This is a genomic window from Dyella sp. (assembly GCF_035486915.1).
Classification (GTDB): domain Bacteria; phylum Pseudomonadota; class Gammaproteobacteria; order Xanthomonadales; family Rhodanobacteraceae; genus Dyella_B.
The window spans coordinates 1-26,418 of record NZ_DATHMR010000131.1 but is presented as its reverse complement, the minus strand read 5'-3'; the positions used below and the strand labels follow the sequence as shown (position 1 = coordinate 26,418).

At 60.5% G+C, this 26,418-nt stretch carries 29 protein-coding genes and 1 tRNA gene; 21 read left to right on the top strand and 9 right to left on the bottom strand.

Translation table 11 applies throughout. The features are described 5' to 3' along the window. On the top strand, window positions 1-251 hold a 251-nt coding region (locus VK725_RS10285; protein ID WP_325317958.1), incomplete at its 5' end, for an energy transducer TonB. Between the two features lie 138 nt (window positions 252-389). Then, window positions 390-1,394, top strand: a complete 1,005-nt coding sequence (locus VK725_RS10280; protein ID WP_325317957.1) for a class I fructose-bisphosphate aldolase — start codon at window positions 390-392, stop codon at window positions 1,392-1,394. Between the two features lie 84 nt (window positions 1,395-1,478). On the opposite strand, the gene VK725_RS10275 is transcribed toward VK725_RS10280, so the two are convergent. Continuing rightward, window positions 1,479-2,084 (bottom strand): outer membrane protein, encoded by a 606-nt coding sequence (locus VK725_RS10275; protein ID WP_325317956.1) that lies wholly within the window; start codon window positions 2,082-2,084, stop codon window positions 1,479-1,481. A 267-nt stretch (window positions 2,085-2,351) separates the two neighbouring features. On the opposite strand from VK725_RS10275, the gene tkt reads away from it, so the two are divergent. Further along, window positions 2,352-4,346 (top strand): transketolase, encoded by a 1,995-nt coding sequence (gene tkt / locus VK725_RS10270; RefSeq protein WP_325317955.1) that lies wholly within the window; start codon window positions 2,352-2,354, stop codon window positions 4,344-4,346. A 175-nt stretch (window positions 4,347-4,521) separates the two neighbouring features. On the opposite strand, the gene VK725_RS10265 is transcribed toward tkt, so the two are convergent. Genes VK725_RS10265 through VK725_RS10250 form a run of 4 tightly spaced genes read right to left on the bottom strand, consistent with a single transcriptional unit; the run spans window position 4,522 to window position 6,662 of the window. Further along, window positions 4,522-4,935, bottom strand: a complete 414-nt coding sequence (locus VK725_RS10265; protein WP_325317954.1) for a hypothetical protein — start codon at window positions 4,933-4,935, stop codon at window positions 4,522-4,524. Continuing rightward, window positions 4,932-5,429, bottom strand: coding sequence for a DUF962 domain-containing protein (locus VK725_RS10260; RefSeq protein ID WP_325317953.1), 498 nt, complete (start codon window positions 5,427-5,429; stop codon window positions 4,932-4,934). The genes VK725_RS10265 and VK725_RS10260 overlap by 4 nt, the downstream gene beginning before the upstream one ends. Next, window positions 5,426-5,761 (bottom strand): multidrug efflux SMR transporter, encoded by a 336-nt coding sequence (locus tag VK725_RS10255; protein WP_325317952.1) that lies wholly within the window; start codon window positions 5,759-5,761, stop codon window positions 5,426-5,428. Before VK725_RS10255 ends, VK725_RS10260 begins: the two co-directional genes overlap by 4 nt. A 4-nt stretch (window positions 5,762-5,765) precedes the next feature. Next, the gene (locus VK725_RS10250; protein WP_325317951.1) at window positions 5,766-6,662 is read right to left on the bottom strand and encodes a phosphoribosylaminoimidazolesuccinocarboxamide synthase; all 897 of its coding nucleotides are present in this window, start codon (window positions 6,660-6,662) and stop codon (window positions 5,766-5,768) included. A gap of 93 nt (window positions 6,663-6,755) precedes the next feature. Between VK725_RS10250 and VK725_RS10245 the strand changes: the two genes are divergently transcribed. From VK725_RS10245 to VK725_RS10180, 14 genes are all read left to right on the top strand, one after another. After that, window positions 6,756-7,079, top strand: a complete 324-nt coding sequence (locus tag VK725_RS10245) for a c-type cytochrome (RefSeq protein WP_325317950.1) — start codon at window positions 6,756-6,758, stop codon at window positions 7,077-7,079. After that, the gene (gene djlA, locus VK725_RS10240; RefSeq protein ID WP_325317949.1) at window positions 7,076-7,888 is read left to right on the top strand and encodes a co-chaperone DjlA; all 813 of its coding nucleotides are present in this window, start codon (window positions 7,076-7,078) and stop codon (window positions 7,886-7,888) included. The genes VK725_RS10245 and djlA overlap by 4 nt, the downstream gene beginning before the upstream one ends. A 98-nt stretch (window positions 7,889-7,986) precedes the next feature. After that, window positions 7,987-8,655: a ribulose-phosphate 3-epimerase gene (gene rpe, locus VK725_RS10235; protein ID WP_325317948.1), complete on the top strand. Its 669-nt coding sequence runs from the start codon at window positions 7,987-7,989 to the stop codon at window positions 8,653-8,655. A 738-nt stretch (window positions 8,656-9,393) separates the two neighbouring features. Then, the gene (gene pdsR, locus VK725_RS10230) at window positions 9,394-10,083 is read left to right on the top strand and encodes a proteobacterial dedicated sortase system response regulator (RefSeq protein ID WP_325317947.1); all 690 of its coding nucleotides are present in this window, start codon (window positions 9,394-9,396) and stop codon (window positions 10,081-10,083) included. Beyond that, window positions 10,083-10,676: a hypothetical protein gene (locus VK725_RS10225; RefSeq protein ID WP_325317960.1), complete on the top strand. Its 594-nt coding sequence runs from the start codon at window positions 10,083-10,085 to the stop codon at window positions 10,674-10,676. The genes pdsR and VK725_RS10225 overlap by 1 nt, the downstream gene beginning before the upstream one ends. A 33-nt stretch (window positions 10,677-10,709) precedes the next feature. Beyond that, complete coding sequence (locus tag VK725_RS10220) at window positions 10,710-12,716, top strand: ATP-binding protein (RefSeq protein WP_325317946.1); 2,007 nt, start codon at window positions 10,710-10,712, stop codon at window positions 12,714-12,716. A gap of 49 nt (window positions 12,717-12,765) precedes the next feature. After that, complete coding sequence (trpE, locus tag VK725_RS10215) at window positions 12,766-14,241, top strand: anthranilate synthase component I (protein WP_325317945.1); 1,476 nt, start codon at window positions 12,766-12,768, stop codon at window positions 14,239-14,241. A gap of 3 nt (window positions 14,242-14,244) precedes the next feature. After that, complete coding sequence (locus tag VK725_RS10210; protein WP_325317944.1) at window positions 14,245-14,919, top strand: hypothetical protein; 675 nt, start codon at window positions 14,245-14,247, stop codon at window positions 14,917-14,919. 131 nt (window positions 14,920-15,050) lie between these two features. Further along, the gene (locus VK725_RS10205; RefSeq protein WP_325317959.1) at window positions 15,051-16,007 is read left to right on the top strand and encodes a DMT family transporter; all 957 of its coding nucleotides are present in this window, start codon (window positions 15,051-15,053) and stop codon (window positions 16,005-16,007) included. An 83-nt stretch (window positions 16,008-16,090) separates the two neighbouring features. Then, a complete protein-coding gene (locus VK725_RS10200) occupies window positions 16,091-16,690 on the top strand; it encodes an aminodeoxychorismate/anthranilate synthase component II (protein WP_325317943.1) in 600 nt (199 codons plus the stop codon). Continuing rightward, window positions 16,687-17,742 (top strand): anthranilate phosphoribosyltransferase, encoded by a 1,056-nt coding sequence (gene trpD / locus VK725_RS10195; protein ID WP_325317942.1) that lies wholly within the window; start codon window positions 16,687-16,689, stop codon window positions 17,740-17,742. The genes VK725_RS10200 and trpD overlap by 4 nt, the downstream gene beginning before the upstream one ends. A 52-nt stretch (window positions 17,743-17,794) precedes the next feature. Beyond that, the gene (gene trpC, locus VK725_RS10190; protein WP_325317941.1) at window positions 17,795-18,589 is read left to right on the top strand and encodes an indole-3-glycerol phosphate synthase TrpC; all 795 of its coding nucleotides are present in this window, start codon (window positions 17,795-17,797) and stop codon (window positions 18,587-18,589) included. Window positions 18,590-18,591: 2 nt separating this feature from the next. Beyond that, a complete protein-coding gene (locus tag VK725_RS10185; RefSeq protein WP_325317940.1) occupies window positions 18,592-19,293 on the top strand; it encodes an HAD family hydrolase in 702 nt (233 codons plus the stop codon). A 79-nt stretch (window positions 19,294-19,372) separates the two neighbouring features. Continuing rightward, a complete protein-coding gene (locus VK725_RS10180; RefSeq protein ID WP_325317939.1) occupies window positions 19,373-20,386 on the top strand; it encodes a helix-turn-helix domain-containing GNAT family N-acetyltransferase in 1,014 nt (337 codons plus the stop codon). Here VK725_RS10180 and crp read toward each other — a convergent pair. Continuing rightward, a complete protein-coding gene (gene crp / locus VK725_RS10175; RefSeq protein ID WP_325317938.1) occupies window positions 20,383-21,078 on the bottom strand; it encodes a cAMP-activated global transcriptional regulator CRP in 696 nt (231 codons plus the stop codon). The two genes, VK725_RS10180 and crp, sit on opposite strands and share 4 nt — an antisense overlap. Window positions 21,079-21,365: 287 nt before the next feature. Between crp and speD the strand changes: the two genes are divergently transcribed. Continuing rightward, complete coding sequence (gene speD, locus VK725_RS10170) at window positions 21,366-22,151, top strand: adenosylmethionine decarboxylase (protein ID WP_126673404.1); 786 nt, start codon at window positions 21,366-21,368, stop codon at window positions 22,149-22,151. A gap of 32 nt (window positions 22,152-22,183) precedes the next feature. Here speD and coq7 read toward each other — a convergent pair whose 3' ends face one another. Both coq7 and VK725_RS10160 read right to left on the bottom strand, forming a co-directional pair. Further along, window positions 22,184-22,837, bottom strand: coding sequence for a 2-polyprenyl-3-methyl-6-methoxy-1,4-benzoquinone monooxygenase (gene coq7, locus VK725_RS10165; protein WP_325317937.1), 654 nt, complete (start codon window positions 22,835-22,837; stop codon window positions 22,184-22,186). Continuing rightward, window positions 22,834-24,033, bottom strand: a complete 1,200-nt coding sequence (locus VK725_RS10160; protein ID WP_325317936.1) for a (Fe-S)-binding protein — start codon at window positions 24,031-24,033, stop codon at window positions 22,834-22,836. The genes coq7 and VK725_RS10160 overlap by 4 nt, the downstream gene beginning before the upstream one ends. A gap of 125 nt (window positions 24,034-24,158) precedes the next feature. Here VK725_RS10160 and rplM point away from each other — a divergent pair, with 125 nt between their 5' ends. From rplM to VK725_RS10145, 3 genes are all read left to right on the top strand, one after another. Then, entirely contained in the window at window positions 24,159-24,587 is a 429-nt protein-coding gene (rplM, locus tag VK725_RS10155; RefSeq protein ID WP_325317935.1) for a 50S ribosomal protein L13, read from the top strand. Window positions 24,588-24,596: 9 nt separating this feature from the next. Next, on the top strand, window positions 24,597-24,989 hold the full coding sequence (gene rpsI / locus VK725_RS10150; protein WP_325317934.1) for a 30S ribosomal protein S9: 393 nt from the start codon (window positions 24,597-24,599) through the stop codon (window positions 24,987-24,989). Window positions 24,990-25,057: 68 nt separating this feature from the next. Then, window positions 25,058-25,131 (top strand) — tRNA-Gln (locus tag VK725_RS10145). Window positions 25,132-25,448: 317 nt separating this feature from the next. On the opposite strand, the gene VK725_RS10140 is transcribed toward VK725_RS10145, so the two are convergent. Continuing rightward, window positions 25,449-26,165: a hypothetical protein gene (locus VK725_RS10140; protein WP_325317933.1), complete on the bottom strand. Its 717-nt coding sequence runs from the start codon at window positions 26,163-26,165 to the stop codon at window positions 25,449-25,451. Window positions 26,166-26,418 lie beyond the last annotated feature (253 nt).

The following is a 26,418-nucleotide window of genomic DNA, read 5'->3' as shown; positions in this document are numbered from 1 at the left end:
CGGTGACGTATGTCGTTGGCTCCGATGGCGTGCCACAGAACGTGAAGGTGGCCAAGATGGTGCCGGCCAGCGATCTCGGACCGGCCGCCGTCAGCGCGGTGTCCCACTTCCGCTATGGGCCGTCGAAGATCAACAAGCAGGGGGAGCCGGTGTCGACGTATTACGTCGTGCCCTTCAACGCTCCGGATGACCCCAAGCAGCAGGCCGCGGTCATGGCGCCCTGCAAGCTTCCTGGCTACGCGCCGACCTGACGCCAGGCCCCGAGAGGACACCGGCCGGAACCCCTCCGGCCGGATCGGGCTATAATTCCGCACTTTCTAACTAACCGCCCGCACGGGTGGCGTCCTTCTTGCGGCCCCATGCCGCCCAAGTGTTACGGAGTCGTCCTAATGAGCATTGAAGATCTCGAGAGCATCGCCCTGGCGATGGTCGCACCTGGCAAAGGCATCATCGCCATCGATGAGTCGACCAACACCATCAAGAAGCGCTTCGAGGCGGTCGGCATCGAAAACACCGAAGAGAACCGCCGTGCTTACCGCGAGCTGCTGCTCACCTCGCCGAACCTCTCCGAACACATTTCCGGTGCGATCCTGTACGACGAAACCATCCGTCAGTCCACCAAGGACGGCGTTCCCTTCACCCAGGTTATGAAGAAGAACGGCATCATCCCGGGGATCAAGGTCGACAAGGGCCCCGTGCCGTTGGCCGGCTTTCCGGGCGACGTGGTGACCGAAGGCCTCGATGGCCTGCGCGAGCGCCTGGCCGAATACGCCAAACTCGGCGCGCAATTCGCCAAGTGGCGCGCCGTGATCAACATCAGCGAAGATAACCCCAGCTCCACCGCGATCGAAGCCAACTGCCACGCGCTGGCCCGCTACGCCGCGCTGTGCCAGGAAGCCGGCCTGGTGCCGATGGTCGAGCCGGAAGTGATCATGGACGGCGATCACAGCATCGAAGTCAGCTACGAAGTGCATGAAGCCGTGCTGCGCAGCCTGTTCAATGCGCTGTATGAGCAGAACGTGCTGCTGGAAGGCACCATCCTGAAGACCAGCATGGTCATTCCGGGCAAAGAATCCGACGAGCAGGCGAGTGTGGAAGAAGTGGCTGAAGCCACCGTGCGCGTGCTCAAGACCACCGTGCCGGCGACGCTGCCGGGCATCGTGTTCCTCTCCGGCGGTCAATCGGACGAGCAGTCCACCGCGCACCTCAATGCCATGAATCGCATGGGCCCGCATCCGTGGCCGCTGTCGTTCTCCTACGGTCGAGCCATGCAGCAGGCTGCGTTGAAGCTCTGGTCCAAAGACATGAAGGGCAACTTCGCCGAAGCGCAGAAGACGGTGTCGGCGCGCGCCAAGGACAACGGTCTGGCCGCGCTGGGTCAGTGGAAGGGCTGATCGCGCTTTCTGCCTAAGACATACTGCGAAACGAGAAAGGGCGCCGTCAGGCGCCCTTTCTTTTTCAGCGTTAACAACGAACGATCAGAAGCGGTACTCAGCAGCGACCGTGACAGCGTTGGTGTCTAGCTGCACACCCTGGTTGCCACCGCGGCTGGAACCGTCGTAGTAGTTGTAGTTCACACCAACGCTAAAGTGCTGGTTGATGTTGTAGCCAACACCCACACCGGCGTAGGGGCGAACGCGCTCGAAACGTGCGTAAGACGCGTCATAAGCGTTGGTCAGGCCCGCACCTTCCGCGTAGAAAGCGCCGGCACGGACTTCAGCGTACCAGTCGGGATTGAAGTTCCAGCGCAAGTTCGCACCCAGCGTCGGGCCGTGGAGTCGGGCGCGGTCTGAGGTCACGTTACTGGCGCCCTTGGCGTCGATGGCTCCCAAGTACTGGTAACCAGCTTCCACGCCAACGGAGGTTTCGGGGTTAATGGCGAAGCGGTAACCGCCATTGATGCCGCCGATGTAATTGCCCTGATTGTCATACCGGCCGTTGTCGACCTGGCCGTAGCCGGCTTGTGCGCCGACATACCAGCCCTGTTGGGCCGTCTGCGTAGGCGCGCTTTGCGCGAAAGCGGCGGGAGCAGCGGTAGCCAGACCAGCAGTAGCGAGAGCAATAGCAAACAGAGTCTTTTTCATGGGGAATTCCTTCTTCACTTTAGGTATCCAGACCACGGCGCCTTGGGGAGAGGCTTGATGCCGGGCTGGGCTCCGTTCGTCGACGGTGCCGAGTGATTAGATGGGGCGGCGGCTGAAGGGTTTCAATACCGACAGGTACAGTATTAAGCCAAAGTTAATGTCAACCAGCGAGTTGGAAGAGGCTTTCACTTGTTAAGGATGGCCGGGAGCGGTGGCGATCGGAGACAATGTGGACTTTTCACGCTGCCACTTCCGGAGAATCCCCGAATGACCACCCGTCGCGAACTCGCCAATGCCATCCGCGCCCTGGCTATGGATGCTGTCGAGAAAGCCAACTCCGGCCATCCGGGCATGCCCATGGGTATGGCCGATATCGCCGAAGTCCTCTGGAACGACTTTCTCCAGTTCAACCCCGGCAACCCGAAGTGGCCCAATCGCGATCGGTTTGTTCTATCCAACGGTCACGGCTCGTTGCTGCAGTACGCGGCGCTGCATCTGAGCGGTTTCGATTTGCCGATGTCGGAGATCGAGCGTTTTCGTCAGTGGCACTCCAAGACTCCGGGGCATCCGGAAGCGGCCGATACGGCAGGGGTGGAGACCACCACCGGCCCGCTCGGTCAGGGCATCGCCAATTCGGTGGGTTTTGCACTCGCTGAAAAATTGCTGGCGCAGCATTTCAATCGTCCGGGTCACGACATCGTCGATCATCGCACCTACGTGTTCGCGGGCGATGGTTGCTTGATGGAAGGTGTTTCGCATGAGGCCGCTTCGCTTGCCGGTACCTGGAAGCTTGGCAAGCTGGTTCTCGTTTACGACGACAACAAGATCTCCATCGACGGTGAAGTGGAAGGCTGGTTCACCGACGACACCGCCAAGCGCTTCGACGCGTATGGCTGGAACGTGATCGGTCCTGTCGATGGCCACGATGCCGAAGCGGTAAAGAAAGCCTTCGTGCAAGCGACATCGCAGAGCGAAAAACCGACGATCATCATCTGCAAGACCATCATCGGTTTCGGCGCTCCGAACAAGGAAGGCAAGGAAGAGGCGCACGGTGCGGCGCTGGGCAAGAGCGAAGTTGCCGCCGCACGCGACATGCTCGACTGGCGCTATCCGCCCTTCGTGATTCCGGATGAGATTTACGCCGCTTGGGACAAGAAGAAAGTCGGCGCCGAACGCGAGAAAAAGTGGAACGACGCGTTCGCCAAGTACCAAGCCGAGTATCCCGAGCTTGCCGCAGAATTCCTGCGCCGCACGGCCAGCGACCTGCCCAAAGACTGGGCCAGCAAGTCGCAGGCTTTCGTCGAGAAGATGCAGGCGGACGGTCCGGATGTCGCTTCGCGCAAGGCTTCGCAAATGACGCTGGATGCGTTCGGTCCGTTGCTGCCCGAACTGATCGGCGGATCGGCTGACCTTGCTCCTTCCAATCTCACCATGTGGAAGGGCAGCAAGACCATCACCGGTCCGGACGGAAACTACGTGCACTATGGTGTGCGCGAATTCGGTATGAGTGCGATTGCGAACGGCGTTGCGTTGTATGGCGGACTTCTTCCGTACGACGGCACGTTCCTGGTGTTCTCCGATTACGCGCGCAATGCCGTGCGCATGAGCTGCCTGATTCCGGCACACGTCATCCACGTTTACACGCACGATTCGATTGGCCTGGGCGAAGACGGTCCGACCCATCAACCGATCGAACACATCGGTTCGCTGCGTCTGATACCGAACAATCGCTTGTGGCGTCCGTGCGATGCGGCTGAATCGGCCGTGTCATGGAAGGTGGCGATCGAGCGCAAAGGCAAGCCATCGTGCCTGATCTTCTCGCGTCAGACGCTCAAGCATCAGCAGCGCACCGCGCAGCAGCTGGCGGACATTCAGCGCGGCGCTTACGTGCTTTCCGATCCGGCCGATACCAAGTTCAAAGCGATCATCATCGCGACCGGTTCGGAAGTGGAACTGGCGATGGAAGCGGCACGCACGCTTGCACAGCAGAGCATTCCCGTACGCGTGGTGTCGATGCCCTGCACGGAAGAATTCGATGCACAGCCGGCGGAATATCGTGAAGCCATTCTGCCGGGTTGGTGCCGCGCACGCGTGGCGGTGGAAGCGGCCAGTGCGGATTATTGGGGCAAGTACGTGGGTCTTGACGGTGCGGTCATTGGCATGACCACGTTCGGTGCGTCGGCGCCAGCGCCGATATTGTTTGAAAAGTTTGGCTTCACCGTCGCGCATGTGGTCGATACGGTGAAGAAAGTGATCGGCTGACAAGGCAACTTATTCCCTCTCCCCTTAGGGGAGAGGGAGAGCTAGTCGGCCGTATTCGCGGAAGCCGCGACTAATAACCCCGCCGGCATTTAATACCTCACCGTCATTCCGGCCTGCGCCGGAATGACGGTGAGGGCAGATGGAAGCGTTCTTTGGAAGACGCGGCTTGGTTTGATCAAGAACTCGCAAGCGTTGTCACAACACCAAACGTAATCGCCATCACCACAGCCACCGCAAAACACGCACTCGTCAAACGAATGCGACGTGCATCGATGCGCGGAACCAATCGCCACATCGCGAACACGCCAACCAGCATCGAAAGCACTAATGACGCACGGAACGTACCGCTGGCTATCAGCGGGCCAAACGGCGCATGCATGATGCCCAGATGCGCCGCGACGCCCGCACTTAGCAGCATGGTGAACAAACACCAGATCAGACACGCCAGATACACGCGATTGAAAACCACCGACGTGCGCTCACTCCAGCGCAACACGATCCACGCGATCACCGCGGGCACTACGGCACCCACGCTGCTGAACAACACCCACCAGATCAGGCTGCTGAGCAGCGTAAGCACACTCGTCATGCGGTTTCCTTGAAGCCCAGGCGACGCAGCAATTTGTCCATCAGCCACGCAGGGCCGACCAAAAGGTAAGCGAGATCGGTAAAGAAACTCGGACGCCGCCCTTCAATCACATGTCCGATGAATTGGCCGATCCACGCCACGACAAAGACAGCAATACCGAGCTTAAGCAAGTCACTCGGCCCGAATTGCTGAAACAGGTAGTAGCAACTCAACGCAAACAGCACCAACACGATCAGCAATGCACCGCCGAGCCGGTGCGAATGCTTCCAGTACCACGTGAACGCGAGAACGATAGCCAACACCGACCACGCACCGGGATGCAGCAAGGACTCGGGAACAGGAATCGTCCACATCATCGCGATAGCACTCCACAAGATCAGCGGCACACAAATCCAGTGCAGCACCTGGTTCTTCGGATGCTGGTGGTCGCGACTGTAGCTGTCGAGCCAGTCGCGCATACTACGAGGACCGTGCGTGGTTTCCTGCGATGTCATCCGTGCGCACCACTCTTGGAGAAAAGGTTGAGCACCAGCACGCCCGCCACGATCAAGGCGATGCCCAAGACGGCAGCTGGATCGAGTTTCTGTCGATAAACCACCACGCCGATCAATGCGATCAGCGCCGTTCCCGCACCTGACCACACGGCGTATGCAATGCCGAGTGGAATCTGTCGTAGTGTGAGGCTGAGGCAATAAAACGCCACGGCGTAACCCGCAACAACGATTACGCTCGGCCAAAGATGCGTAAAACCATCCGCGGCCTTCAGCGCACTGGTTGCGACGACCTCGGCAACAATCGCGAGGCCCAGGCTAAGCCACGCGTTCATACGATCAATCCAGCTTGATGTCAGCGAGACGTTGCAGCGCTTCGGCATATTTAGCCGCTGTGCCAGCGATCACGTCAGCCGGAACTTTCGGCGCCGGTGGCTGCTTGTTCCAACCCAGCTTTTCCAGATAGTCGCGCACGAACTGCTTGTCGTAACTGGGCGGGCTGATGCCGACCCGATACTGATCGGCAGGCCAGAAGCGTGACGAATCGGGCGTCAGCATTTCATCCATCACGTACAGCTTGCCGTCTTCATCGGTGCCGAATTCGAACTTGGTGTCGGCGATGATGATGCCGCGCTCCGCCGCATACGCAGCCGCCCATTTGTAGATGGCGAGCGTTGCATCGCGCACTTGCTCGGCCAGGTCTTGGCCGACCGCCGAAACAACAGCGTCGAAACTTACGTTTTCATCGTGATCGCCCACGGCGGCTTTCGTCGATGGCGTGAAAATCGGTTCGGGCAATTGCTCGGCCTGGCGCAAGCCCACCGGAAGTTTGATGCCACACAGCGAACCGGTGGCCTGATAGTCCTTCCAGCCCGAACCGATCAGATAACCGCGCGCAATCGCTTCCACCGGCACCGGCTTCAGGTGCTTGGTGACGACCGCACGCTTGCTGTAAAGCGCCAGATCCGTGCCCTTGGGCAGAATGTCTTCCAGCGGCGTGTGCAGCAGGTGGTTCGGCACGATATGGGCAGTCTTGCCGAACCAGAAATTCGAGATTTGCGTCAGCATTTCGCCCTTGCCCGGGATCGGGTCGGGCAACACCACGTCGAAGGCCGACAGGCGATCGGTAGCCACGATCAGCAAGCGCTTGCCGGGCAGCGAATACACATCGCGCACCTTGCCGCGGTGGATCAGCTCAAGGCCGGGCAGGTTCGATTGCGGAAGGGTGGTTGGCACGGGGCGCTCCGAAGGATCAAACAAGCTCGCTATTGTAACGGCCCGGGCCGGCGACGCTGCTAGAATCGGCGACTTTATATTTCTGTGTTGCCGATGCGAACCTTCCTCGTCGTGGCACTCGGTCTCACCTGTGCCCTGCCAGCGCTTGCTGCCGATATGCCGCCCAAACCGGTGCGGCTGGGCTTGTGCGCGGCATGCCACGGCGAAACGGGCATGGCGCAGATTCCGGGCGCACCGAATCTGGCGGGCCAGAAACTGGACTACCTGCGCAAGGCACTCATGGATTACCGCGACGGTAACCGCGATGTACCGCTGATGCGCGCGGCCATCGGTCCGGTCAGCGATGCGGATCTGGATCAGCTGGCGCGCTGGTATAGCGCGCAAACACCGCAACCGCAGGCCGCCGGGCAACCATGAAATACACCTACACCATTCTGTTCGCTGCGGTAGGTTTTTTCCTTGGACGCGGTATGACCGGTGTCGTCATCGGTGCCATCATCGGTTTCGCGCTGGACAACCTCAATTTCAATCAGCGGCGCGAGGCGACTCCGGAATCGGGCGGCTATGTTGTGCCGCTTTTTCAACTGCTGGGTGCGATTGCGAAATCCGATGGCCGCGTTTCCGAAGTGGAAATCGCCACTGCCGAACGCATCATGACGCGCATGGGCCTGCACAACGGCCTGCGTCAGGCAGCCATCAACGCATTCAACACCGGCAAGCAGCCGGAGTTCGATGTCACCACGCCCATCAATGCGTTGCGCCAATGGGCGGGCTTGCGTCGCGATCACGCTTTCCCGTTGCTGGATGTCGTAATCGAAACCGTCCTCGCGGAAGGTTCGCCGTCGCCGGAGAAAATGTCGATCCTGCGTCAGCTCGCATTCGCGCTACGCATCAGCGACATGGAGCTGATGGCGTTGATGGCGATGAAAGGCTACGTGTGGCACGGTGCCGGCGCGCGCGGCCACGGCTACGGCACGGGATACGGCAATAACGGTTATGTGCCGCCGCAGCGCAATGCGCAAGGTCCCGATCCCTACACCGTGCTGGGTATTGCGCGCGATGCGGATGACCGCACGATCAAGCGCGCCTATCGCAAGCTGATCTCCGAACATCACCCGGACCGCCTCGGTGACCTTCCCGAGGACATGCGCAAGCGTGCCGAGTCGCGCGCCAGCGAAATCAACGCCGCGTACGAGCGCATCAAAGCTGAGCGCGGTTTCAAATAGGCCATGCCAGAGCGTGGCCTCGGGCGACGTGGCAAAATGACACATCTGCCGCGCCGCGTTATGCGCCGCCACGTCTTCTTCTTTCGCAAGGTTCTCCCATGAGCAAGCAGTCGCCCATCATCGCCCCGTCCATCCTTTCCGCCGACTTCGCGCGATTGGGCGAAGACACCGCCAAGGTGCTCGCCGCCGGTGGCGACTGGGTGCATTACGACGTGATGGACAACCACTACGTGCCCAATCTCACGATGGGGCCGATGGTGCTCAAGGCATTGCGCGATTACGGCATCGCCGCGCCGATAGATGTGCATCTGATGGTGAAGCCGGTCGATCGTATCGTTCCGGACTTCGCCAAGGCGGGCGCCAGCCGCATCAGCTTCCATCCGGAGGCCACCGAGCATGTGGACCGCACCATCGGGTTAATCAAGGATTCCGGCTGCAAGGTCGGGCTGGTGTTCAACCCGGCGACGCCACTCAACTGGCTCGATCACGTGCTCGACAAGCTCGATCTCGTGCTGATCATGTCGGTAAATCCGGGCTTCGGCGGCCAGAAGTTCATCCCCGAGGCGCTGGAAAAGCTGCGCCGCGTGCGCCGCCTGATCGACGAAAGCGGCTACGACATCCGCCTGGAAGTGGACGGTGGCGTCACCGCCGACAACATCGGCGACATCTCCGCCGCAGGCGCCGACACCTTCGTAGCCGGTTCGGCCATCTTCAATGCGCCGGACTACAAGGCTGTCATCACAAAGATGCGCCAGGCGCTCGGCTGAAGCCAGAAAAGAAAAACCCGGCGCAGGGGGAAGTCTGCACCGGGCGGAGGGGCGTCGGAAAGACGCTAGAGGAGACACCATGGCAGGAGTGGCCTGCACGCGGCTGGTAAGGACGGGAGGCTCGTCCGCCTTATCAGCCCCGGCGAGTTCCACGGCAAATGGACTACACGCCTGCCGTAGTAAGTGACCGGACACCCCCTAAATGGTTCCCGGATTTCTGCAAATAATTTCGAGTCGGCAAAAAAAATCCCCTCGGGAGTGCGAGGGGATGGAACGCCGGGACAGGAATGGCCGGAAGGAAATCGCTTAACAGCGCCGTTTACAGAGATTGCCAATCGGGATCGGGCTCGCCGGATGGCGCGACCGGTGCCCATCCTTGCGCGCCGGTCGCGCCGAAGCCGTCCACGTCGGCTTCATGAACATGACTATGTGACACAGGACTGTGTGATATCAGGGCAGACTCATCAGCAGGGCAAGGATCAGCGATCCCAGTGCCAGCACCACGCGTAGTGGCTCAAAGCTGCGGAGTTCGGCATTGGGGTCGATCGAGGGGTCAGCGCGCATGCAATTCGCTTCATTTGGGCTTGGGGCAATCAAACACCCGGCCGCGGCGCCACAACCGACGCGTCGGGGGCGATCGGGCGATGGAATCTGGCAGAACGCGGGCAAAGTGTCCGACCGGCTTGCGCGCCGATCACCCACACTGCACGCTGCGCGCCAACATCACGAGGAATTTCCATGGGACGCAACATCGCCATCGTCGAAGACGAACCGCTGATTCGCGCCAACTACGTCGAAGCGCTGACCCGTTTCGGCTACGACACGCGCGGTTACGGCTCGCGGCAGGAAGCCTCCAATGCGTTCGCGTCGCGCTTGCCGGAACTGGTGATCATCGACATCGGCCTGGGCGACGAACCCGAAGGCGGTTTCGACCTGTGCCGCGAGCTGCGCGCAAAGTCCGCCACGCTGCCCATCATCTTCCTCACCGCGCGCGATTCGGATTTCGATGTGATTTCCGGCCTGCGTCTTGGCGCGGACGATTACCTCAGCAAGGACACCAGCCTGCATCAACTTGCAGCGCGCATCGCTGCGTTGTTCCGTCGTATCGAATCGCTGAAGGCGCCGATATCCAGCGAGACGGTGATTGGTCACGGCCCGCTCAAGCTCGAATCCGAGCGCATGCGCATTACCTGGAATGACGCGGAAGTGCCGCTCACCGTGACCGAATTCTGGATGGTGCATACGTTGGTGCGCTTCCCCGGTCACGTGAAGAATCGCGACCAGCTGATGCGCGAAGCGGAACTTGTGGTGGACGATGCGACTATCACGTCGCACATCAAACGCATCCGCAAAAAGTTTATTGCGGTGGCGCCGGAATTCGATGCCATCGAAACCGTGCATGGTGTGGGTTACCGGTGGCGTCCGTGATGCGTTTTCGCTGGGTTGTTGCGCTCTTGATGTTCATAGTGGGCGCGTCGATGGCGGCGCAGCCGTCGAGCAATGCTGTCGATGCACATGGCGCTGCAGATGGCAATGCTCCCGGCTGGACCATCCACACCATCGCACCCGACGGTTGGACCAAAGACTGCTGCACCTACGCCAGCGCCATTGGTGTGAATTACGTGCTCTACCAGGGCGACTGGACGGGCAAACCGGATCGCGTGATTGTGCTCAATGTCTGGCCATCCAAACTTCCCTCGCTGGATGTCGAACTGCAGGACGATCGAAAGCACTATTTGCAAGTCGATCCCACCGGCACGGTCTCCGCCTATCCGATCAAAAACCCTTCCATGGCATGCCAGGGCGTGATGTATACGGGCAGCGATCACGTCAATGACGTCGTCGTGTTCTGCGATCCCGGAAAAGCGGCGGGCATCCGTTACAGCTGGTCCATGACGGTCGGGCAGGGCGATCCGCAAAGTCAGGCTGCGCTGGATGCGTTCAAGCAAGTCGTCGAACATTCCACTTACGCCAAGTACGTCCCTGCATCGGGCTCGACCAGCAAAGCCGCAACCCACTAAATTGCGTCTTGGAACGAGCCGGAACACCTACGCATGAGCCTGCGCCAAAAACTGCTGCTGGTAGCGCTGTGCACGCTTGCACTGCCGGTGGCGGGTTGGCTGTATGTGCGTCAAATGGAAACGCTGCTGCGCCAGGGACAGGAGCAGGCGCTTACCGCGACCGCAACCGCCGTCGCGCGAAGCCTCGCCGTCACCGACGCGCCGCTGCCGCAAGCCGGCAAGGGCTGGTATGTGCAGCAGGCGGTGAATCCGATCACCATCGATGGCTACGGCGACGATTGGGCACCCATGACGCCGTGGAGTCAATCCATCGGCACGCAAGGCAAGTTGCTGCTCGCCGAAGATGACAAGGGCTTTTACATGTACATCGATGTGCGCACCGCGCATCGAACTCGTGCCGATGCAGGCGACGCAAACGCGATGTCGGCCGATCATCTCGTGCTGGATCTTGTTCAAGGTTCCGATCATCGCCGCTACCTGATCGCCAGCGCAGCACCCGGTGCTTTCACGGCGTTGCCGCTCGATCCTGCGGTGGGCAATTTGCCAGACAGAATCGTCGGTCAATGGCAGGAAGATGGCAGCGGTTATCGCGCAGAACTGCGTTTGCCGCCGGACCTCGGACTGAGCGCCCTAGGCGTAGGTATTTACACGGCCGCCAATGGTGGCGATCCCGTGGCGACAGAAGAAAGATCGCTGTGGCGCTACTCGCCAGATCTGGCGCAGGAACTTGTTCGGCTGGCACCCGATGACACGCGCGCTCGACTTATGACGCCGTCCGGATGGGTGCTTGCGCAAAGCGGCCATCTGACGACATCCGGTCCGCAGCCGCCGTGGCTGTCGTCGCTGATTTATCGCTCGCTGCTCGCCAATCCGCTGGAAGATGCCGAGTCGTGGACAGAAGATGCGCCGCGCCTGGATCTTCCCGAAGTGCAAAGCGCCAGCCGTGGCGAGCCTGCAACGGTATGGCGTCAAGGCGAAGAGCGCGACAGTGTTGTGCTGGAAACCGCGGTTCCTATCGAGCGCGATCACGCAGTGGTCGGTGTGCTGCTGCTGGAACAAGCCAGTCGCGCGGTGCCCTTGCTCGCCAACCGTGCCTTCCTGAGTTTGCTGCTGACCAGCTTCGGCGTGATGCTAGTTGCTGGCGCCATTCTGTTGCTGTTTGCAACACGTCTGAGTCTTCGCCTTGGCCGTTTGCGCGATGCCGTCGAGCGCGCGCAACTCAACGACGGCCGTTTGGATGGCCAATTCTTCGAAGGTCAATTTCCGATGGCGGAATCGGAAGACGAAATTGGCGATCTGGCACGTAGCTTCCAACGCTTGTTCGAAGCCGTCGGTGGTTACACCGATTACTTGCGCACACTGGCTTCGAAGTTGTCGCATGAACTCAATACGCCATTGGCCATCGTGAAGTCGTCGCTGGATAACCTCGAACACGCCGAACTCTCCGACGAAGCGCAACCTTATCTGGCGCGTGCCCGCGATGGCGTGGCGCGTCTTGGACAACTGGTTCGCGCGATGAGCGAAGCAAGCCGGATGGAACGCGCCATCGCGGCTGCCGAGCCGGAAGATGTCGATCTGGTCGAGGTGGTGGACGGATGCGCAGAAGCCTATCGGCCGCTTGCGGGCGTGCGCCAGCTCGATTGTGTGCTGCCCGATCAACCGGTGCATTTGCACGGCGCACCGGAGTTGATTGCCCAGGCGCTGGATAAACTCTTCGACAACGCCTTGTCGTTCACACCACCCAGTGGCTGGTTGCGCCTTAGCCTTCGTCAGATCGAGAACGGTGCAGAAATCGAACTGGCCAACCAAGGGCCGCTTTTGCCCGCCGCCATGCAGGGCCGTCTGTTCGATTCGCTGGTCAGCCTGCGCGAGAAAGCCACCCCCGGCGATGCACCGCATCTGGGGCTTGGTCTCTATGTTGTGCGCCTGGTTGCGGAGCGCCATGGGGGTGTCGCCTCGGCGAGAAATCTCGAAGATGGCAGCGGCGTGGCCTTCACCCTGCGCCTGCATGGGATGCCGAGACAGCGTCTGGCCGGCTAGGCAGAGTCTGTACAATGGCCGTTCCCCGTTTGGCCATCCGGAACCCTACGTGATTTCCCGCGACGAATTCGAGGCGCTTGTAGCCCAAGGACACACCCGCATTCCGTTGGTGCGCGAAGTGTTCTCCGATCTGGATACGCCACTGTCGGTTTACCTGAAACTGGCCGATGGTCCGTACACGTTCCTGTTCGAATCGGTGGAAGGCGGTGCGACGTGGGGACGTTATTCGATCATCGGCCTTCCGGCGAAGCGCGTGTATCGCCTGCGTGGTCACGAATTGGAAGCGGAAGATGCGGGCGAAGTGGTTGAACGTCGGCATCTGGACGATCCGCTTGCTGAAATCGAAAAACTTCGCGAGCACTACAACGTGCCGCGTTTGCCGCAACTGCCAGCCTTCACCGGCGGCTTGGTGGGCTACTTCGGTTTTGAGACCATCGGCTATATCGAACCGCGGCTGGCGCAGTGGGATCGCAAAGACGAACTCGGCACGCCTGACGTCTTGTTGATGCTCGCCGAAGAAGTGGCGGTGTTCGACAACCTCAAGGGTCGCCTGTACGTGATCGTTCATGCCGATCCGTCGCAGCCGCAGGCTTATGCACACGCGCAGCGCAGACTCGATGCCTTGACGCATCGATTGCGCCAGAGCGGTGCTGCTTATCCGCAACTTACCCAGTCGACGGCGCTCGATGAGAGTGATTTCAAATCATCGTTTACGAAGGAAGAATTCGAAGCGGTGGTCGAGCGTGCGAAGGAATACATTCGTGCGGGCGACATTTTCCAGGTCGTACCGTCGCAGCGTTTGAGCGTTGGTTTCAACGCGCGCCCGGTGGATGTGTATCGTGCACTGCGCGCCATGAACCCATCGCCGTACATGTATTTCGTGGATCTGGGCGACACGCAGATTGTCGGTTCGTCGCCGGAAATTCTTGCGCGCCTCAAGGATGGCAAAGTCGTGGTGCGCCCGATCGCCGGCACGCGCCGGCGTGGTGCGACGGAAGAAGAAGATCGCGCGCTCGAAGCAGAACTTCTGGCCGATCCCAAGGAGCGCGCCGAGCATGTGATGCTGATCGACCTGGGCCGCAACGACATCGGCCGCATCAGCGAAACGGGCACGGTGGAAGTCAGCGAATCCTTCGCGGTCGAACACTATTCGCATGTCATGCATATCGTGTCGCAGGTGCAGGGCACGGCAAAGCCGGACCTCAGCTACATGGACGTGCTCAAGGCGACCTTTCCTGCCGGTACGGTCAGCGGTGCGCCGAAGATCCGCGCCATCGAAATCATCCAGGAACTGGAGCCGTACAAGCGCAACATCTACGCCGGTGCGATCGGCTGGATCGGCTGGTGGGGCGATGCGGACACCGCCATCGCCATTCGCACGGCAGTCATTCAAGGCGGCCGCCTGCATGTGCAGGCGGGTGCGGGCATCGTGTACGACTCCGATCCCGCATCGGAATGGGAAGAAACGATGAACAAGGGCCGTGCATTGTTCCGTGCGGTTGCTCAAGCCGCCAAGGGATTGTGAGTCATGCCAGACATCGTCCGCCGTGCTGGCTATCTCGCGGTTTTTTCGATGCTGATCGCCGCGTCGTCGTTGTCGGCGCGCCAATCATCGCAGGGCTGGCCCGATACGCCGCTGAGCCGTACACAGGCGCTGGCCGAATTGCAGACGCTGAATGCGCAATTGCTCAGTCATCCGAGTGCGACGCTGACACTGGAGCAATGGTGCGGCGTGCATCACCTGGCGCCGATAGCGAAGATCGTTGCGCAGCGCGTGCACGGCGCCGACAAGCCGTTGCCTGATGGCGCGCGCGCGTTGCTCGGCATCGGCCCGGACGAACCGGTGCGCTATCGCCGGGTGGCGTTGAGCTGCGGCGATGTGGTGCTGTCGGATGCGGACAACTGGTATGTGCCTTCGCGCCTCACGCCGGAGATGAATCAGCAGCTGGACACTTCCGATGTGCCATTCGGCAAAGTTGTCCAGCCGTTGCATTTCCGTCGCCAGACTCTTTCGGCCGATCTTTTGTGGTCGCCATTGCCGGAAGGTTGGGACAGCGGAACGCCGCTGCCACCCATGAGCGAGCAACCGCTGGCGATTCCGGACCATGTGCTTCAGCATCGCGCCGTGCTGTTCACCGGCGACAACCAACCTTTCAGCCTGGTCGTGGAAAGTTATACGCGGCAAGTACTGGCTCGGCCCTGAGCGCAGGACATTGCGGGATTTTGACTATCATCCATTGAATTTCCCTACTGTCCGGGTCGCCTTCACGCACACACCGATCCGGAGCGAGTTGTTCCGCGTAGATGTGCAAGTGGCCCAGGCGCTATGAGCGCATAAGGAAAGCGATGCGACGTGGCGTGTTGTACGGACTGTTGGCGGGAGCTCTATGGGGCATGGTGTTCCTGGTCCCACGCCTGCTTGGCGATTTTTCGCCTGTCCTACTGAGCGCGGGACGCTACGTGATGTACGGCATCGTTTCCGCGCTCGCGTTGTTGCCGATGGCGCGTAGCGTGATGGCGCGGCTCACGCGCGAGGATTTCTTTGCCTTGGTGCGTTTCGCGCTGGTGGGTAACCTGCTGTATTACGTGTTGCTTGGCTTTGCCGTGCATGAGGTTGGCGTAGCGGCGACCTCGCTCATCATCGGCGTATTGCCTGTTTCCGTTACGTTGATCGGCCGTAGCGATCATGGCTCCGTGCCGCTGGCGCGGCTGGCGTGGCCGCTTTCGATGGTATTGGCCGGTATCGCGTGCATCAATGCGGATGTATTCGGCGTGGACAGTGCACCACACGCCAGCATTCTCACCCGCTGCATTGGCATGGTCTGCGCCACGGGCGCATTGGCCTGCTGGACGTGGTACGCGGTGCAGAACGCGCGTTACCTGCGCCGCACCGCCCATTTCACCGGCAACGAATGGTCCATGCTGTGGGGCGCGGTGACGGGGTTGCTTGGCCTGTTGCTGTGGCTGCTGATCCTGCTGCTGCCTGCCGGCTGGGTGCAGCACACCGTCCCGCCCGCGCGTTGGCAGGTGTTCTGGTTGGTCAATCTGTTGTTGGCGATTGGCGCCTCCTGGCTCGGCAACGCCTTGTGGAATGCCGCTTCGCGCCGCTTGCCGCTGACTCTCGCCGGCCAGCTGCTGGTGTTCGAAACGCTGTTCGCGCTGCTTTACGCCTTCATCTACGACCATCGCTGGCCGCGCCCGCTGGAAATTGCCGCCATTGTGCTGCTGATGGCGGGGGTGAGCTGGTCAGTGTGGCGGCACGCCGAGCCGTCCACGGCGCCCGCTGTCTGAGAGCCTCCCCTCATAGTCCACGTAGTCACGCGTTCGATGGATAATGACTACTCTGTATCGCATCCCCTGCCGGAATCCCGCCCGTGCTCCTGATGATCGACAATTACGACAGCTTCACCTTCAACCTCGTGCAGTACCTGGGCGAGTTGGGACAGGAGGTGCAGGTGGTGCGCAACGATGCGCTCGATATGGCCGGCATCCGCGCCATGCGGCCGTCGCACATCATGATTTCACCCGGACCGGGAACGCCGGACGATGCGGGCATTTCGCTGGATGTGCTCACGCAACTGGGTGGCGAGATTCCCGTATTCGGCGTGTGCCTGGGGCATCAGGCCATCGGCCAGGCGTTCGGCGGCAAGGTGATTCGCGCCAAGCAAATCATGCATGGCAAGACCTCGCCCGTGCGCCATCGGGGGCAGGGTGTTTTTGCAGGATTGCCCGATCCGTTCGAAGCCACGCGTTATCACTCGCTGGTCGTCGAGCAATCATCGCTGCCCGATTGCCTTGAAGTCACGGCGTGGACGGAGAACGCCGACGGCTCGATCGACGAGATCATGGGTCTGCGTCACAAGACGCTGGCCGTCGAAGGCGTGCAGTTTCATCCGGAGTCGATCCTGACCCAGCACGGTCACGATCTGCTGCGCAATTTCCTCGGCCTGCCGAAGAAAAAGCTCGCGGCATGACCGGGCGCGCGATTTCCATCACGCCACAGGAAGCGCTTCAGCGCACGATCGAACATCGTGAGATTTTCCACGATGAAATGATCGCGCTAATGCGCCAGATCATGAATGGCGAAGTCAGTCCGCTGATGACGGCGGCGATCATCACCGGCTTGCGCGTCAAGAAAGAAACGGTCGGTGAAATCACCGGCGCTGCGCGGGTGATGCGTGAGCTGTGCGCGAAAGTCGACGCACCGCCGCATCCGCATTTTGTCGATATCGTCGGCACCGGCGGCGATGGTGCGTCGAGCTTCAATATCTCTACCGCTTCGATGTTTGTTGCAGCAGCAGCGGGCGCCCGTGTCGCCAAGCATGGCGGTCGCAGCGTGTCGTCCAAATCGGGCAGCGCGGATGTGCTTGAAGCGCTGGGTGCGCGCATCGATCTTTCACCCGAAAAGGTGGCGCAGTGCATGACGCAGACCGACATCGGTTTCATGTATGCGCCCAATCACCATCCCGCCATGCAGGTCGTTTCGCCGGTACGTAAGGAAATGGGCGTGCGCACCCTGTTCAACATTCTTGGGCCGCTGACCAATCCTGCGGGCGCACCGAACATCCTGATGGGTGTCTTTCACCCGGATCTCGTTGGCATCCAGGTGCGCGCGTTGCAAGCGCTCGGCTCGCAAAACGCGATGGTCGTGTGGGGCCGCGATGGTATGGACGAAATCTCACTAGGCGCGGCGACGCTGGTGGGCGAGCTGCGCAACGGCGAAGTGCACGAATACGAGATCGAGCCGGAAGATTTCGGCCTGGCCATGGCATCGAGCCGAAATTTGCGCGTCGAGAGCGTGGAAGGCTCGAAAACTATGCTGCTTGAAGCGCTCGAAGATCGCCACGGCGTGCCGCATGACATTGTCTGCCTGAACGCCGGTGCTGCCCTGTATACCTCCGGTCTGGTCGGGTCCATCGCCAGTGGCATCGAGCTGGCCCGGGCGACCATCGCCAGTGGCGCGGCTCGTGCCAAAATGGATGAATTCGTGGCAACCACGCGACGACTCGCGGATACTACCCAATGAGTCCCCGTGGCCATGCCGCCGCATCGTTGTTTCATCCGCTGAACGCGACACCATGACCGATATTCTTCAACGCATACTTGCCCGCAAAGCAGAAGAGCTCGCCGAGCGCAGCACGAAGTTGCCGCTGAAAGAGCTTTCCGCACGCGCGGCCGACATGCCCGATACGCGCGGTTTTGCAGCCGCCATCGAAGCGAAAATCGCAGCCGGCGAACCGGCCGTGATTGCCGAAGTGAAAAAAGCCAGCCCAAGCAAGGGCGTGATTCGGCAGGAGTTCGATCCGGCCGCCATTGCGCGCAGTTATGAAATGGGTGGCGCCGCGTGCCTTTCCGTGCTCACGGACAAGGATTTTTTCCAGGGCTGTGAAGATTTCCTGCAGCAGGCGCGCGCGGCCTGTTCGCTGCCGGTATTGCGCAAAGACTTCGTGATCGATCCCTATCAGGTGTACGAAGCGCGCGCGATTGGCGCCGATTGCATCCTGCTGATCGTCGCGGCGCTGGGCGACGCAGATTTGCTCGAGCTGTCGTTGCTCGCAGCCGATCTCGATCTGGATGTGCTGTGCGAAGTGCACGACGCCGAAGAACTGGAGCGCGCGCAAGCCGTACCGGTGCCGCTGATCGGCGTGAACAACCGCAATCTGCGCACCTTCGAAACCTCGCTCGAAACCACGCTGGAAATGCAGCAGCTGATCGAATACGACCGTATTCTGGTCGCGGAATCGGGCATTCATACGCCCGAACACGTCGCGCAGTTGCGCGAAGCTGGTATCAATGCCTTCCTGGTCGGCGAAGCATTTATGCGCGCGACAGATCCCGGGCAGGAACTGAAGCGACTTTTCGGCACGCATTGATCATGGCTACAGGGGACATGACGAATGCGCCGGAGTCATCCGGTGCCGATGCGAGCGCCTCACGCACAGTGCTCTTCGATTTCGACGGTGTGTTGTTTCACGGCGATTCGTTCGCGATGTTCATGCGTCGTCGCTACAAGCAATCGCTGCTGAGCAAAATTCTGGCGTTGCTGACGATGCCGTGGTGGCTGCTATGTCTGGTGTTCTCACGGTGGTGGGCTGCGCGTGCGCTGGTGCACGTTGCACTTTTCGGTATGGGCCCGGAGCGTTATCAACAAGCCGTGGATGCGTTTGCCGATCACATCGTGAGTCGCCCGCGACAGTTTTGTCGCGACGGCTTGCATGCGTTGCGCCGGCACCTTGCCGCAGGCGATGAAGTATTTGTTGTGACGGGCTGTGAGCAGATGCTTGCCACGCGTTTGCTGTCGCAGCTGGGGTTGCCCGAGGTCGGCGTGGTTGGATCGCAATTGAAGCCGGGCTGGTCCGGCATGCGCGTGAAAGTGCACAACGTGGGACGTCGCAAGGTGCAAAGCCTTGCCGCGAAGGGCGTGAAAGCGTGGCGCGTCGCCTACGGCGATTCCATGCTCGATGTGGCGATGCTCAAGCAGGCGCACGAGGCCGTGCTGGTGAACGGCACGCCCAAGCTGTGCAAGCGCGTGGAGAAGGCGCTGGGTCGTAGCGTATCGCGCGTCGCCTGGTACTGATTTTTCGTCGTTTTCCCTCTTGCAAGCCGCTCGCGGCGGAGATACGTTAGCGCTTACGTATTTCGCAAACGATCTGACCATGTACATTGCATCCTTGGGAAAACTGGCCCTTGGCAGCCGCCTGAAGGCCTTGAGCGATCAGTTCTACGGCGCGGCAGATGAGGTCTACCAGGCTCGCGGTGCCCGCATCGAGTCGCGTTGGCTCCCGGTTTTGCGCTATCTGTGGGATGTGGGGCCGCGTTCGGTCACGGAAGTCGCCGATGCGATCGGTCAGACGCATTCGGCCGTCAGCCAGCTCACCGACAAACTCGTCCGCGCCGGCATGGTGAAACGCGGACGCGATGCGAAGGATGGCCGTCGCTCCGTGCTCGCTCTCACTGATAAGGCCAATAGCGCGTTGGGCGAACTCGGGCCGATCTGGTGTGCTGTGCGGCAGGGCGTGACAGCATCGCTGGGCGAACACGCCACGCAGTTGCTCGAGGCCATCGCTGCGTGCGAGCGCGCCCTGCAGGAACGCCCCATCGCCAACGCCATTCTGGCCGAGCACACCGCGCTGATGGCCAAGCCGATGGAAGTCGTTCCTTACGCCCCCCAATGGCGCGAACATTTCTATCGCTTGAATGCAGCGTGGCTGGAGCGCTATTTCCACATCGAGGATATCGACCGCGCGGTGCTCAGCGATCCAGAGCACTACATCCTCGAACCGGGCGGGGCAATTTTCTTCGCACGACTAGGCGATGAAATCATCGGTACGTGCGCTTTGTTGCAAGAGTCGCCCGGCGTGTTCGAGCTGACCAAGATGGGTGTGGATGAAACGTTCCGGGGCCTGGGCGCCGGCAAACGTCTGCTCGATGCGGCGATAGCCGAGTTCCACCGGCGTGGTGGCGGCACGCTGTTCCTCGAGTCCAACAGCGCGCTGAAGCCGGCGCTGGGCATGTACGAAAAGGCGGGATTCCGCTTCCAGCCGTCCATACGTCCGGGCTCGCATTACGAGCGCGCGGACGTATACATGATCTACAAGAGGCCGGAACCGTCGGCGATAGCGAAGGCCCCCGGCGATGCCGCGCGGGGGCGTAAGAAGGCGAAGACTTAGCGCGTGCCGCGCACGACGATGGTCTTGCCGGACACTTCGATCATGCCTTGCTCTTCCAGCTGCTTGAGCACGCGGCCGACCATCTCGCGCGAGCAACCGACGATGCGGCTGACTTCCTGGCGCGAAATGCGGATCTGCGTACCGGCCGGGTGGCTCATCGCATCCGGCTCCTGGCAGAGATCGAGCAGGGTACGCGAGATGCGGTTGGTGACGTCCATGAAGGCCATGCGGCTGACTTGGCGTGAAGTGCGCAGCAGACGATGCGTGAGCTGGGAGCCGATCGCGAACAGGATCTTCGGACACTCGTCGCGCAGCGGGCCTTCCATCAGCTGGAACAGGCGCTCGTAGCTGATTTCGGCCATTTCGCAGGGGCTGCGGGTGCGCACCATCGATTCGCGCTGGGCCTGCTCAACAAACAGCCCCATCTCACCGATGAACTGCCCGCGGCTGATATAGGCCAGGATCAGTTCGCGACCCTGCTCGTCTTCCGTGCAGACGGCCAGAGAGCCTTCGATAACGTAATAAAGGGTATTGGCAGGATCGCCCGGGCGGATGATGGCCGTCTTGCCCGGATAGCGGCGGCGGTGGCACATCCCCAGAAAACGCTCCATGGCGGCGGGGTCTGGCGCAAAACCGAGAGGAGCCTGTGACTTTTCGAACGCTTGTTGTAGTTGATATTTCAGCTGCACCACAGATTTTTCCCCAAGCTGAGTAGTTCCAAGAGCCGCCCCATCCAGCGGCAAAAAGGCTTACGTCCCTGAACAACCTTCGCATTATGGCAAAGTCTGCGTGAGCTCCGTAGGTTCAGTTTTCATCCAATATGCCGCATACTTCGCAGTCTTCCGGATGGTGGCAGCTGCCATCGTCCGTACACAAGGGGCGTGCAGGATAAGGGTCCAGCATGCTTTTCTAATCAGCGGGGACCCTTGTAGCTAACCCGCCTCACCTGTCGGCCGTGACCCGGCCATGGAGTGTCGCCGTGGTGAAACCCCTCCCGCGCCTGCGTTTGCAAGGCTTCAACAACCTGACCAAGGCCCTGAGCTTCAATATTTACGACATCTGCTATGCGGTGTCCGAAGATCAGCGCCAGCGGTACATCGAGTACATCGACGAGCAGTACGACGCCGATCGTCTCACCCAGATCCTTACCGACGTGGCCGAGATCATCGGCGCGAACATCCTCAACGTGGCCCGTCAGGACTACGACCCGCAGGGTGCGTCGGTCACCATCCTCATCTCCGAGGAGCCGGTGGTGGAGAAGCTGGGCCGCGACACGATCTCCGATGCCGTGGTGGCGCATATGGACAAAAGCCATATCACCGTCCACACCTATCCGGAGACGCATCCGCACAACGGTATTGCGACATTCCGTGCGGACATCGATGTGGCGACCTGCGGCGTGATCTCTCCGCTAAAGGCCCTGAACTATCTGATCGACAGTTTCGAGTCCGATATCGTGGTGTGCGATTACCGCGTCCGCGGTTTCACGCGTGACGTGCGGGGCAAGAAGCACTTCATCGATCATAAGATCAACTCCGTGCAGGATTACCTTGCGCGCCACATCCGTCAGAAGTACGAGATGTTCGACGTGAACGTGTATCAGGAAAACATCTTCCACACGAAGATGCACATCAAGGACTTCGATCTCGACACGTATCTGTTCGAGGCGCATGCGGACGATCTGTCGTTCAAGGAACGTCAGCGCATTGAATCGCTGCTTCGCCGTGAAATCGAAGAACTGTTTCACGGGCGTAATCTGATGTAACGAAAAACCCGCCGAGAGGCGGGTTTTTCGGCTCAAATGCGATAAGCCACGGTCTTCATGACCATCGATGTGGTGTGCATCAGTTGCGGGATCGGAAACGGCAGCGTAATACCACCGCGCTGGCGCGCATTCTGCGCATGCTGCACTTCATCGATTTGCATCTGCTGAAGTACGGCGCGCGAGCGCTCGTCCTGCGCGGGAAGCCTGTCGATGTGCTCGGCGAGATGCGCTTCCACCTGCTTTTCCGTTTCCACGACGAAACCGAGGCTTATCGAATCACCCGCAAGCGCCGCCAAGGCGCCAATCGCATAGCTGCCTGCGTACCAGAGGGGATTGAGCAGGCTGGGGCGGCTTTCCAGTTCGGACAGACGCTCGTTGCACCACGCGAGGTGATCGGTTTCCTCGGCAGCGGCGTGAAGCAAATGCGCGCGATTTTCTTGCTTGCGCGCCAGGGCTGCCTGTCCGTCATAGAGCGCCTGCGCGCACACCTCGCCCGTGTGATTGATGCGCATCAGGCCCGCGGCGTGGCGGCGCTGACTCTCATCCATCTGGGCTTCCGCGATGCTTTGCGCCGGTGAGGCGCGATTGGCTTCCGGCGAGCCGGCCACGGTTTCCAACGCGCGCTCGATACCGGCGAGCAGGCGATCAAGCGGTGTCAGCGTGCGTGCGTGGGACGTGGAGTTCATCGGATGTCCAGTTGCTGTGCCAGCAACGTTAGCGGATGCAGGGTTGGTGGTGTCGATGCATGCTCGGCCAGTCCTGCAGCCAGATGAAGTCGACAACCTATATTGGACGACAGAACCAGCTGCGCATCCAGCCTGGTGATGTGCGCGAGCACATCGTCACGTAAACGGTCTGCGCGATCCGGGAACTGCAGCACGTGCGAACCGGCGGCACCGCAACAATAAGGGGGCGCGGATAAGCGCTTGAGTTCGAGATTGGGAATGCGCTTCAACAGCCGTACAAGCGCTTCATCGCTGCGCGCTACGTTGGCTTGCGTGCATGGAACGTGCAGCACAACGCGCAACGGCAACGAGCGGAACGCCAGCCGGTCCAGATGTTCGGCAAGCAGTGCATAAGGGTCGTCGACCCGAACGCCAGGCAATGCGCGCCGCAATGTGCTGAGGCAGCCCGGAGTGATCGTTATCAAACGATCGGCCTGGGCACCACTCCAAGCCCGGCGCACCTGTTCGGCCGCTCTGTCGGCATCGGCGACTGCGCCGTCGTGCAGATCCAGTGCGCCACAGCAGAAAGCGGGAAGGCGGGTAACGCGATAGCCAGCGGCGCGAAGCAGCAATTCCGCGGCGTGTTCGGCCTCGGCGTCCTGCACGCTGGCGGCACAGCCGGGAAACAAGGTAACCATTCCCAAATCGGGGGCACGCTGGGAGACCGGAGTCGCCGGCGACAATTTGGATGGGCGTGGCAACAAGGAAAGCGCGGCACGCCAGGAGGAGGCTGTTTTTCCCGCAAGCACGGCGGGCACCCATCGCATGGCGCCGGTCCATCGGGCCAGTCGTTGCAGCCATCGATTCAGCGTTGGCCGTTTGACCACCCCCAGCAACAGACCCGGGCGGTCTGGTGCGGGACCAAGCAGGCCTCGCGTCTCAATCAGCAACTCTTCGTACTGAACACCGGCAGGGCAGATCCGCTGGCAGTTCAGGCAGCCCAGACAGTGGTCGATAGGTTCACGCAGGCTAGGGCTGGCCGAAACCTGTCCCCGGGCTAAAGCGGCGGCCAGCGCAATCCGCCCGCGCGGCGATTCAGCTTCGTTGCCGTCCAGACCATAAGTGGGGCAAACGGGCAGGCACAGACCGCATTGCACACACTGGTCGGCCAGCACGGCAATGCGGTGTTGGGGCTTCTCAAGAGGCATATTAATCATGCTATCATTGCTGACTCGCAGCCCCTTGTGGGCTTGCGCGACAGATGAGAGCTTCGCTATCATCTCGCGCCTTTGTTCCATCGATTCCGCTTACCGCCCATGTGGCGGCAGACAGGTATTCCGAAATGAAAACGTTCAGCGCCAAGCCGGAAAGCGTCAAGCGCGACTGGTACGTGGTTGATGCCACGGACAAGACCCTCGGTCGTCTCTCGACTGAGATTGCGCGTCGCCTGCGCGGCAAGCATAAGCCCGAATTCACCCCCCACGTCGACACCGGCGACTACATCGTCGTGATCAACGCGGAGAAGGTGGCTGTCACCGGCGCCAAGCTGGACGACAAGAAGTACCACCGCTTCACCGGCTACGTCGGCAACCTCAAGACCATGAGTCTGAAAGACCTGCTGGCCACCCATCCCGAGCGCGTCATCGAGATCGCCGTGAAGGGCATGCTGCCGAAGAACCCGCTGGGCCGCGCCATGTACCGCAAGCTCAAGGTATACGGTGGCACCGAACATCCGCATACCGCACAGCAGCCGCAGGCGCTGGAAATCTAAGGAAGCATCATGGCGATTCAGCAGAACTACGGCACCGGCCGCCGCAAGACCTCCGCAGCTCGCGTATTCCTGCGCAAGGGCAACGGCGCGATCGAAGTCAACGGCAAGACCCTCGACCAGTTCTTCGGTCGTGAAACCTCGCGCATGATCGTGCGTCAGCCGCTCGAACTGACCCAGAGCACCGACAAGTTCGACATCAAGGTCACGGTCGCCGGCGGTGGCATCACCGGCCAGGCCGGCGCCATTCGCCTCGGCATCGCCCGCGCCCTGATCGAATACGACGAAAGCTTGAAGTCCCAGCTTCGCAAGGCTGGCTTCGTGACCCGCGACGCCCGCGAAGTCGAGCGTAAGAAAGTCGGTCTGCACAAAGCCCGTCGCGCTACCCAGTTCTCGAAGCGCTAATCCTCGCAAGAGGCCGCGATTCGACCGTCCGGTGCATCAAGTCAGAGCGCACCGGCTCGGCACGACATTGGGAGATCGTCTAACGGTAGGACAACGGACTCTGACTCCGTTTATCTAGGTTCGAATCCTAGTCTCCCAGCCAATACTGAAAAAGCCCTGTTTTTGCAGGGCTTTTTCTTTGCCTGCGATTTGGCGCTTGGTCAACTTGGTTGGTCAACATATGCGCCTGACCCACCATCTTTTGCGCCACCCCAAATCGGGGATGTGGCATTTCCGCCTGGTCGTTCCTAAGGACCTACGCCCCGTGATTGGGGTGTGACCAAGAACGCGGGTGGCTTGAAGCGGTGGCGCCGGTGTTGCCGGAGAAGACGCCGGAGGCGGATGGGGTGCCGGATCCCATGGAAGAAAAATTAAAGACCATGGCGCTGGAATTGCGGCCGGCGGTGATGAGGCCGTAAATCAGGCTTCGATGAATTCCACCAATCCGTTTCCGAAGTCAGTCAACATCATCGTAATGAAGTTGGGTCCCGGCATGGTCTGGGGAGCACCTGCCGGGATAGCGATAACTCCCCAGGCTTGAAGGTCTCGTGTCGCCCGCTCAATAAAGGCCCTTGGGGTATTTTCAGGAGCAAACGGCATCACATGTTCGAAGTAGCTTTCCTGGACCCGATGATCCGAAGTGTTGAACGACTTAACCTTAAAATACGATAGGGTCTTGAAATAGGGGAGGAGCCGAAGATGGATGCTTGTCATCTCTGCGAGGGTAGATAAATACATCTGTTGAACAGCCTCCTCTGGCGCGCTTTCAAGTGCGCTGCTCACCACCGATCGTTTGATTGCAGAAAGTTTTTCCGGTTCTGCGGTTCGGCTTGCCATCGAATAAGCGGTGGCTATGGTCGAGACAAATGCCTCGTTGTCTTGTAACTGCTCTTCGGTGCGCTTAACCCGTTCCTTGATTTCGTTGACCGCCTCCATGATGAGTTGGATGGCTTGCCGTGTCCGGCGTTCGGTCGGTGATTTGATAAAGGTCTGGAAGAGCGCATTGGTGGCACCGTAATCCACGACGGACGCAGCCGCAGCCACCGCAGCGGTAAGCCGATAGACTTTGTCGCCTGTGGGTTCAACCGTCGGCTCAATAAGCTCGCTCGTCAGCTCTTTGTCTTTTGGCTCGGTCATGTCCATGCCCTGATGGCCCTGAACAAAACTGGGGATATGCCGACGCTAGTTCAAGCTAAGGGTTTTGCCGATGGTCGGCCGTCTGGTCAGGTTGTTTCGTAAGGAAGAGCCAGCCTGTTCCAGAATGATGTGAGAACAGAGCCAGCGCGCCCACTACGCTTGGTTAAAAGGGCTCCCCTTTTTTTCTGGATCGCGCTTCTCACGGACAGCGTGTGTCACCAAGCTCGCGAGCCCCAGGAACAGGTTGAATTAG

Excerpts from the sequence above, each read along its gene's own strand:
- VK725_RS10280 (WP_325317957.1), top strand. The coding sequence starts at position 390 with ATGAGCATTGAAGATCTCGAGAGCATCGCCCTGGCGATGGTCGCACCT.
- VK725_RS10275 (WP_325317956.1), bottom strand. The coding sequence starts at position 2,084 with ATGAAAAAGACTCTGTTTGCTATTGCTCTCGCTACTGCTGGTCTGGCT.
- tkt (WP_325317955.1), top strand. The coding sequence starts at position 2,352 with ATGACCACCCGTCGCGAACTCGCCAATGCCATCCGCGCCCTGGCTATG.
- VK725_RS10265 (WP_325317954.1), bottom strand. The coding sequence starts at position 4,935 with ATGACGAGTGTGCTTACGCTGCTCAGCAGCCTGATCTGGTGGGTGTTG.
- VK725_RS10260 (WP_325317953.1), bottom strand. The coding sequence starts at position 5,429 with ATGACATCGCAGGAAACCACGCACGGTCCTCGTAGTATGCGCGACTGG.
- VK725_RS10255 (WP_325317952.1), bottom strand. The coding sequence starts at position 5,761 with ATGAACGCGTGGCTTAGCCTGGGCCTCGCGATTGTTGCCGAGGTCGTC.
- VK725_RS10245 (WP_325317950.1), top strand. The coding sequence starts at position 6,756 with ATGCGAACCTTCCTCGTCGTGGCACTCGGTCTCACCTGTGCCCTGCCA.
- djlA (WP_325317949.1), top strand. The coding sequence starts at position 7,076 with ATGAAATACACCTACACCATTCTGTTCGCTGCGGTAGGTTTTTTCCTT.
- rpe (WP_325317948.1), top strand. The coding sequence starts at position 7,987 with ATGAGCAAGCAGTCGCCCATCATCGCCCCGTCCATCCTTTCCGCCGAC.
- pdsR (WP_325317947.1), top strand. The coding sequence starts at position 9,394 with ATGGGACGCAACATCGCCATCGTCGAAGACGAACCGCTGATTCGCGCC.
- VK725_RS10225 (WP_325317960.1), top strand. The coding sequence starts at position 10,083 with ATGCGTTTTCGCTGGGTTGTTGCGCTCTTGATGTTCATAGTGGGCGCG.
- VK725_RS10220 (WP_325317946.1), top strand. The coding sequence starts at position 10,710 with ATGAGCCTGCGCCAAAAACTGCTGCTGGTAGCGCTGTGCACGCTTGCA.
- VK725_RS10210 (WP_325317944.1), top strand. The coding sequence starts at position 14,245 with ATGCCAGACATCGTCCGCCGTGCTGGCTATCTCGCGGTTTTTTCGATG.
- trpD (WP_325317942.1), top strand. The coding sequence starts at position 16,687 with ATGACCGGGCGCGCGATTTCCATCACGCCACAGGAAGCGCTTCAGCGC.
- trpC (WP_325317941.1), top strand. The coding sequence starts at position 17,795 with ATGACCGATATTCTTCAACGCATACTTGCCCGCAAAGCAGAAGAGCTC.
- VK725_RS10185 (WP_325317940.1), top strand. The coding sequence starts at position 18,592 with ATGGCTACAGGGGACATGACGAATGCGCCGGAGTCATCCGGTGCCGAT.
- VK725_RS10180 (WP_325317939.1), top strand. The coding sequence starts at position 19,373 with ATGTACATTGCATCCTTGGGAAAACTGGCCCTTGGCAGCCGCCTGAAG.
- coq7 (WP_325317937.1), bottom strand. The coding sequence starts at position 22,837 with ATGAACTCCACGTCCCACGCACGCACGCTGACACCGCTTGATCGCCTG.
- VK725_RS10160 (WP_325317936.1), bottom strand. The coding sequence starts at position 24,033 with ATGATTAATATGCCTCTTGAGAAGCCCCAACACCGCATTGCCGTGCTG.
- rplM (WP_325317935.1), top strand. The coding sequence starts at position 24,159 with ATGAAAACGTTCAGCGCCAAGCCGGAAAGCGTCAAGCGCGACTGGTAC.
- rpsI (WP_325317934.1), top strand. The coding sequence starts at position 24,597 with ATGGCGATTCAGCAGAACTACGGCACCGGCCGCCGCAAGACCTCCGCA.
- VK725_RS10140 (WP_325317933.1), bottom strand. The coding sequence starts at position 26,165 with ATGACCGAGCCAAAAGACAAAGAGCTGACGAGCGAGCTTATTGAGCCG.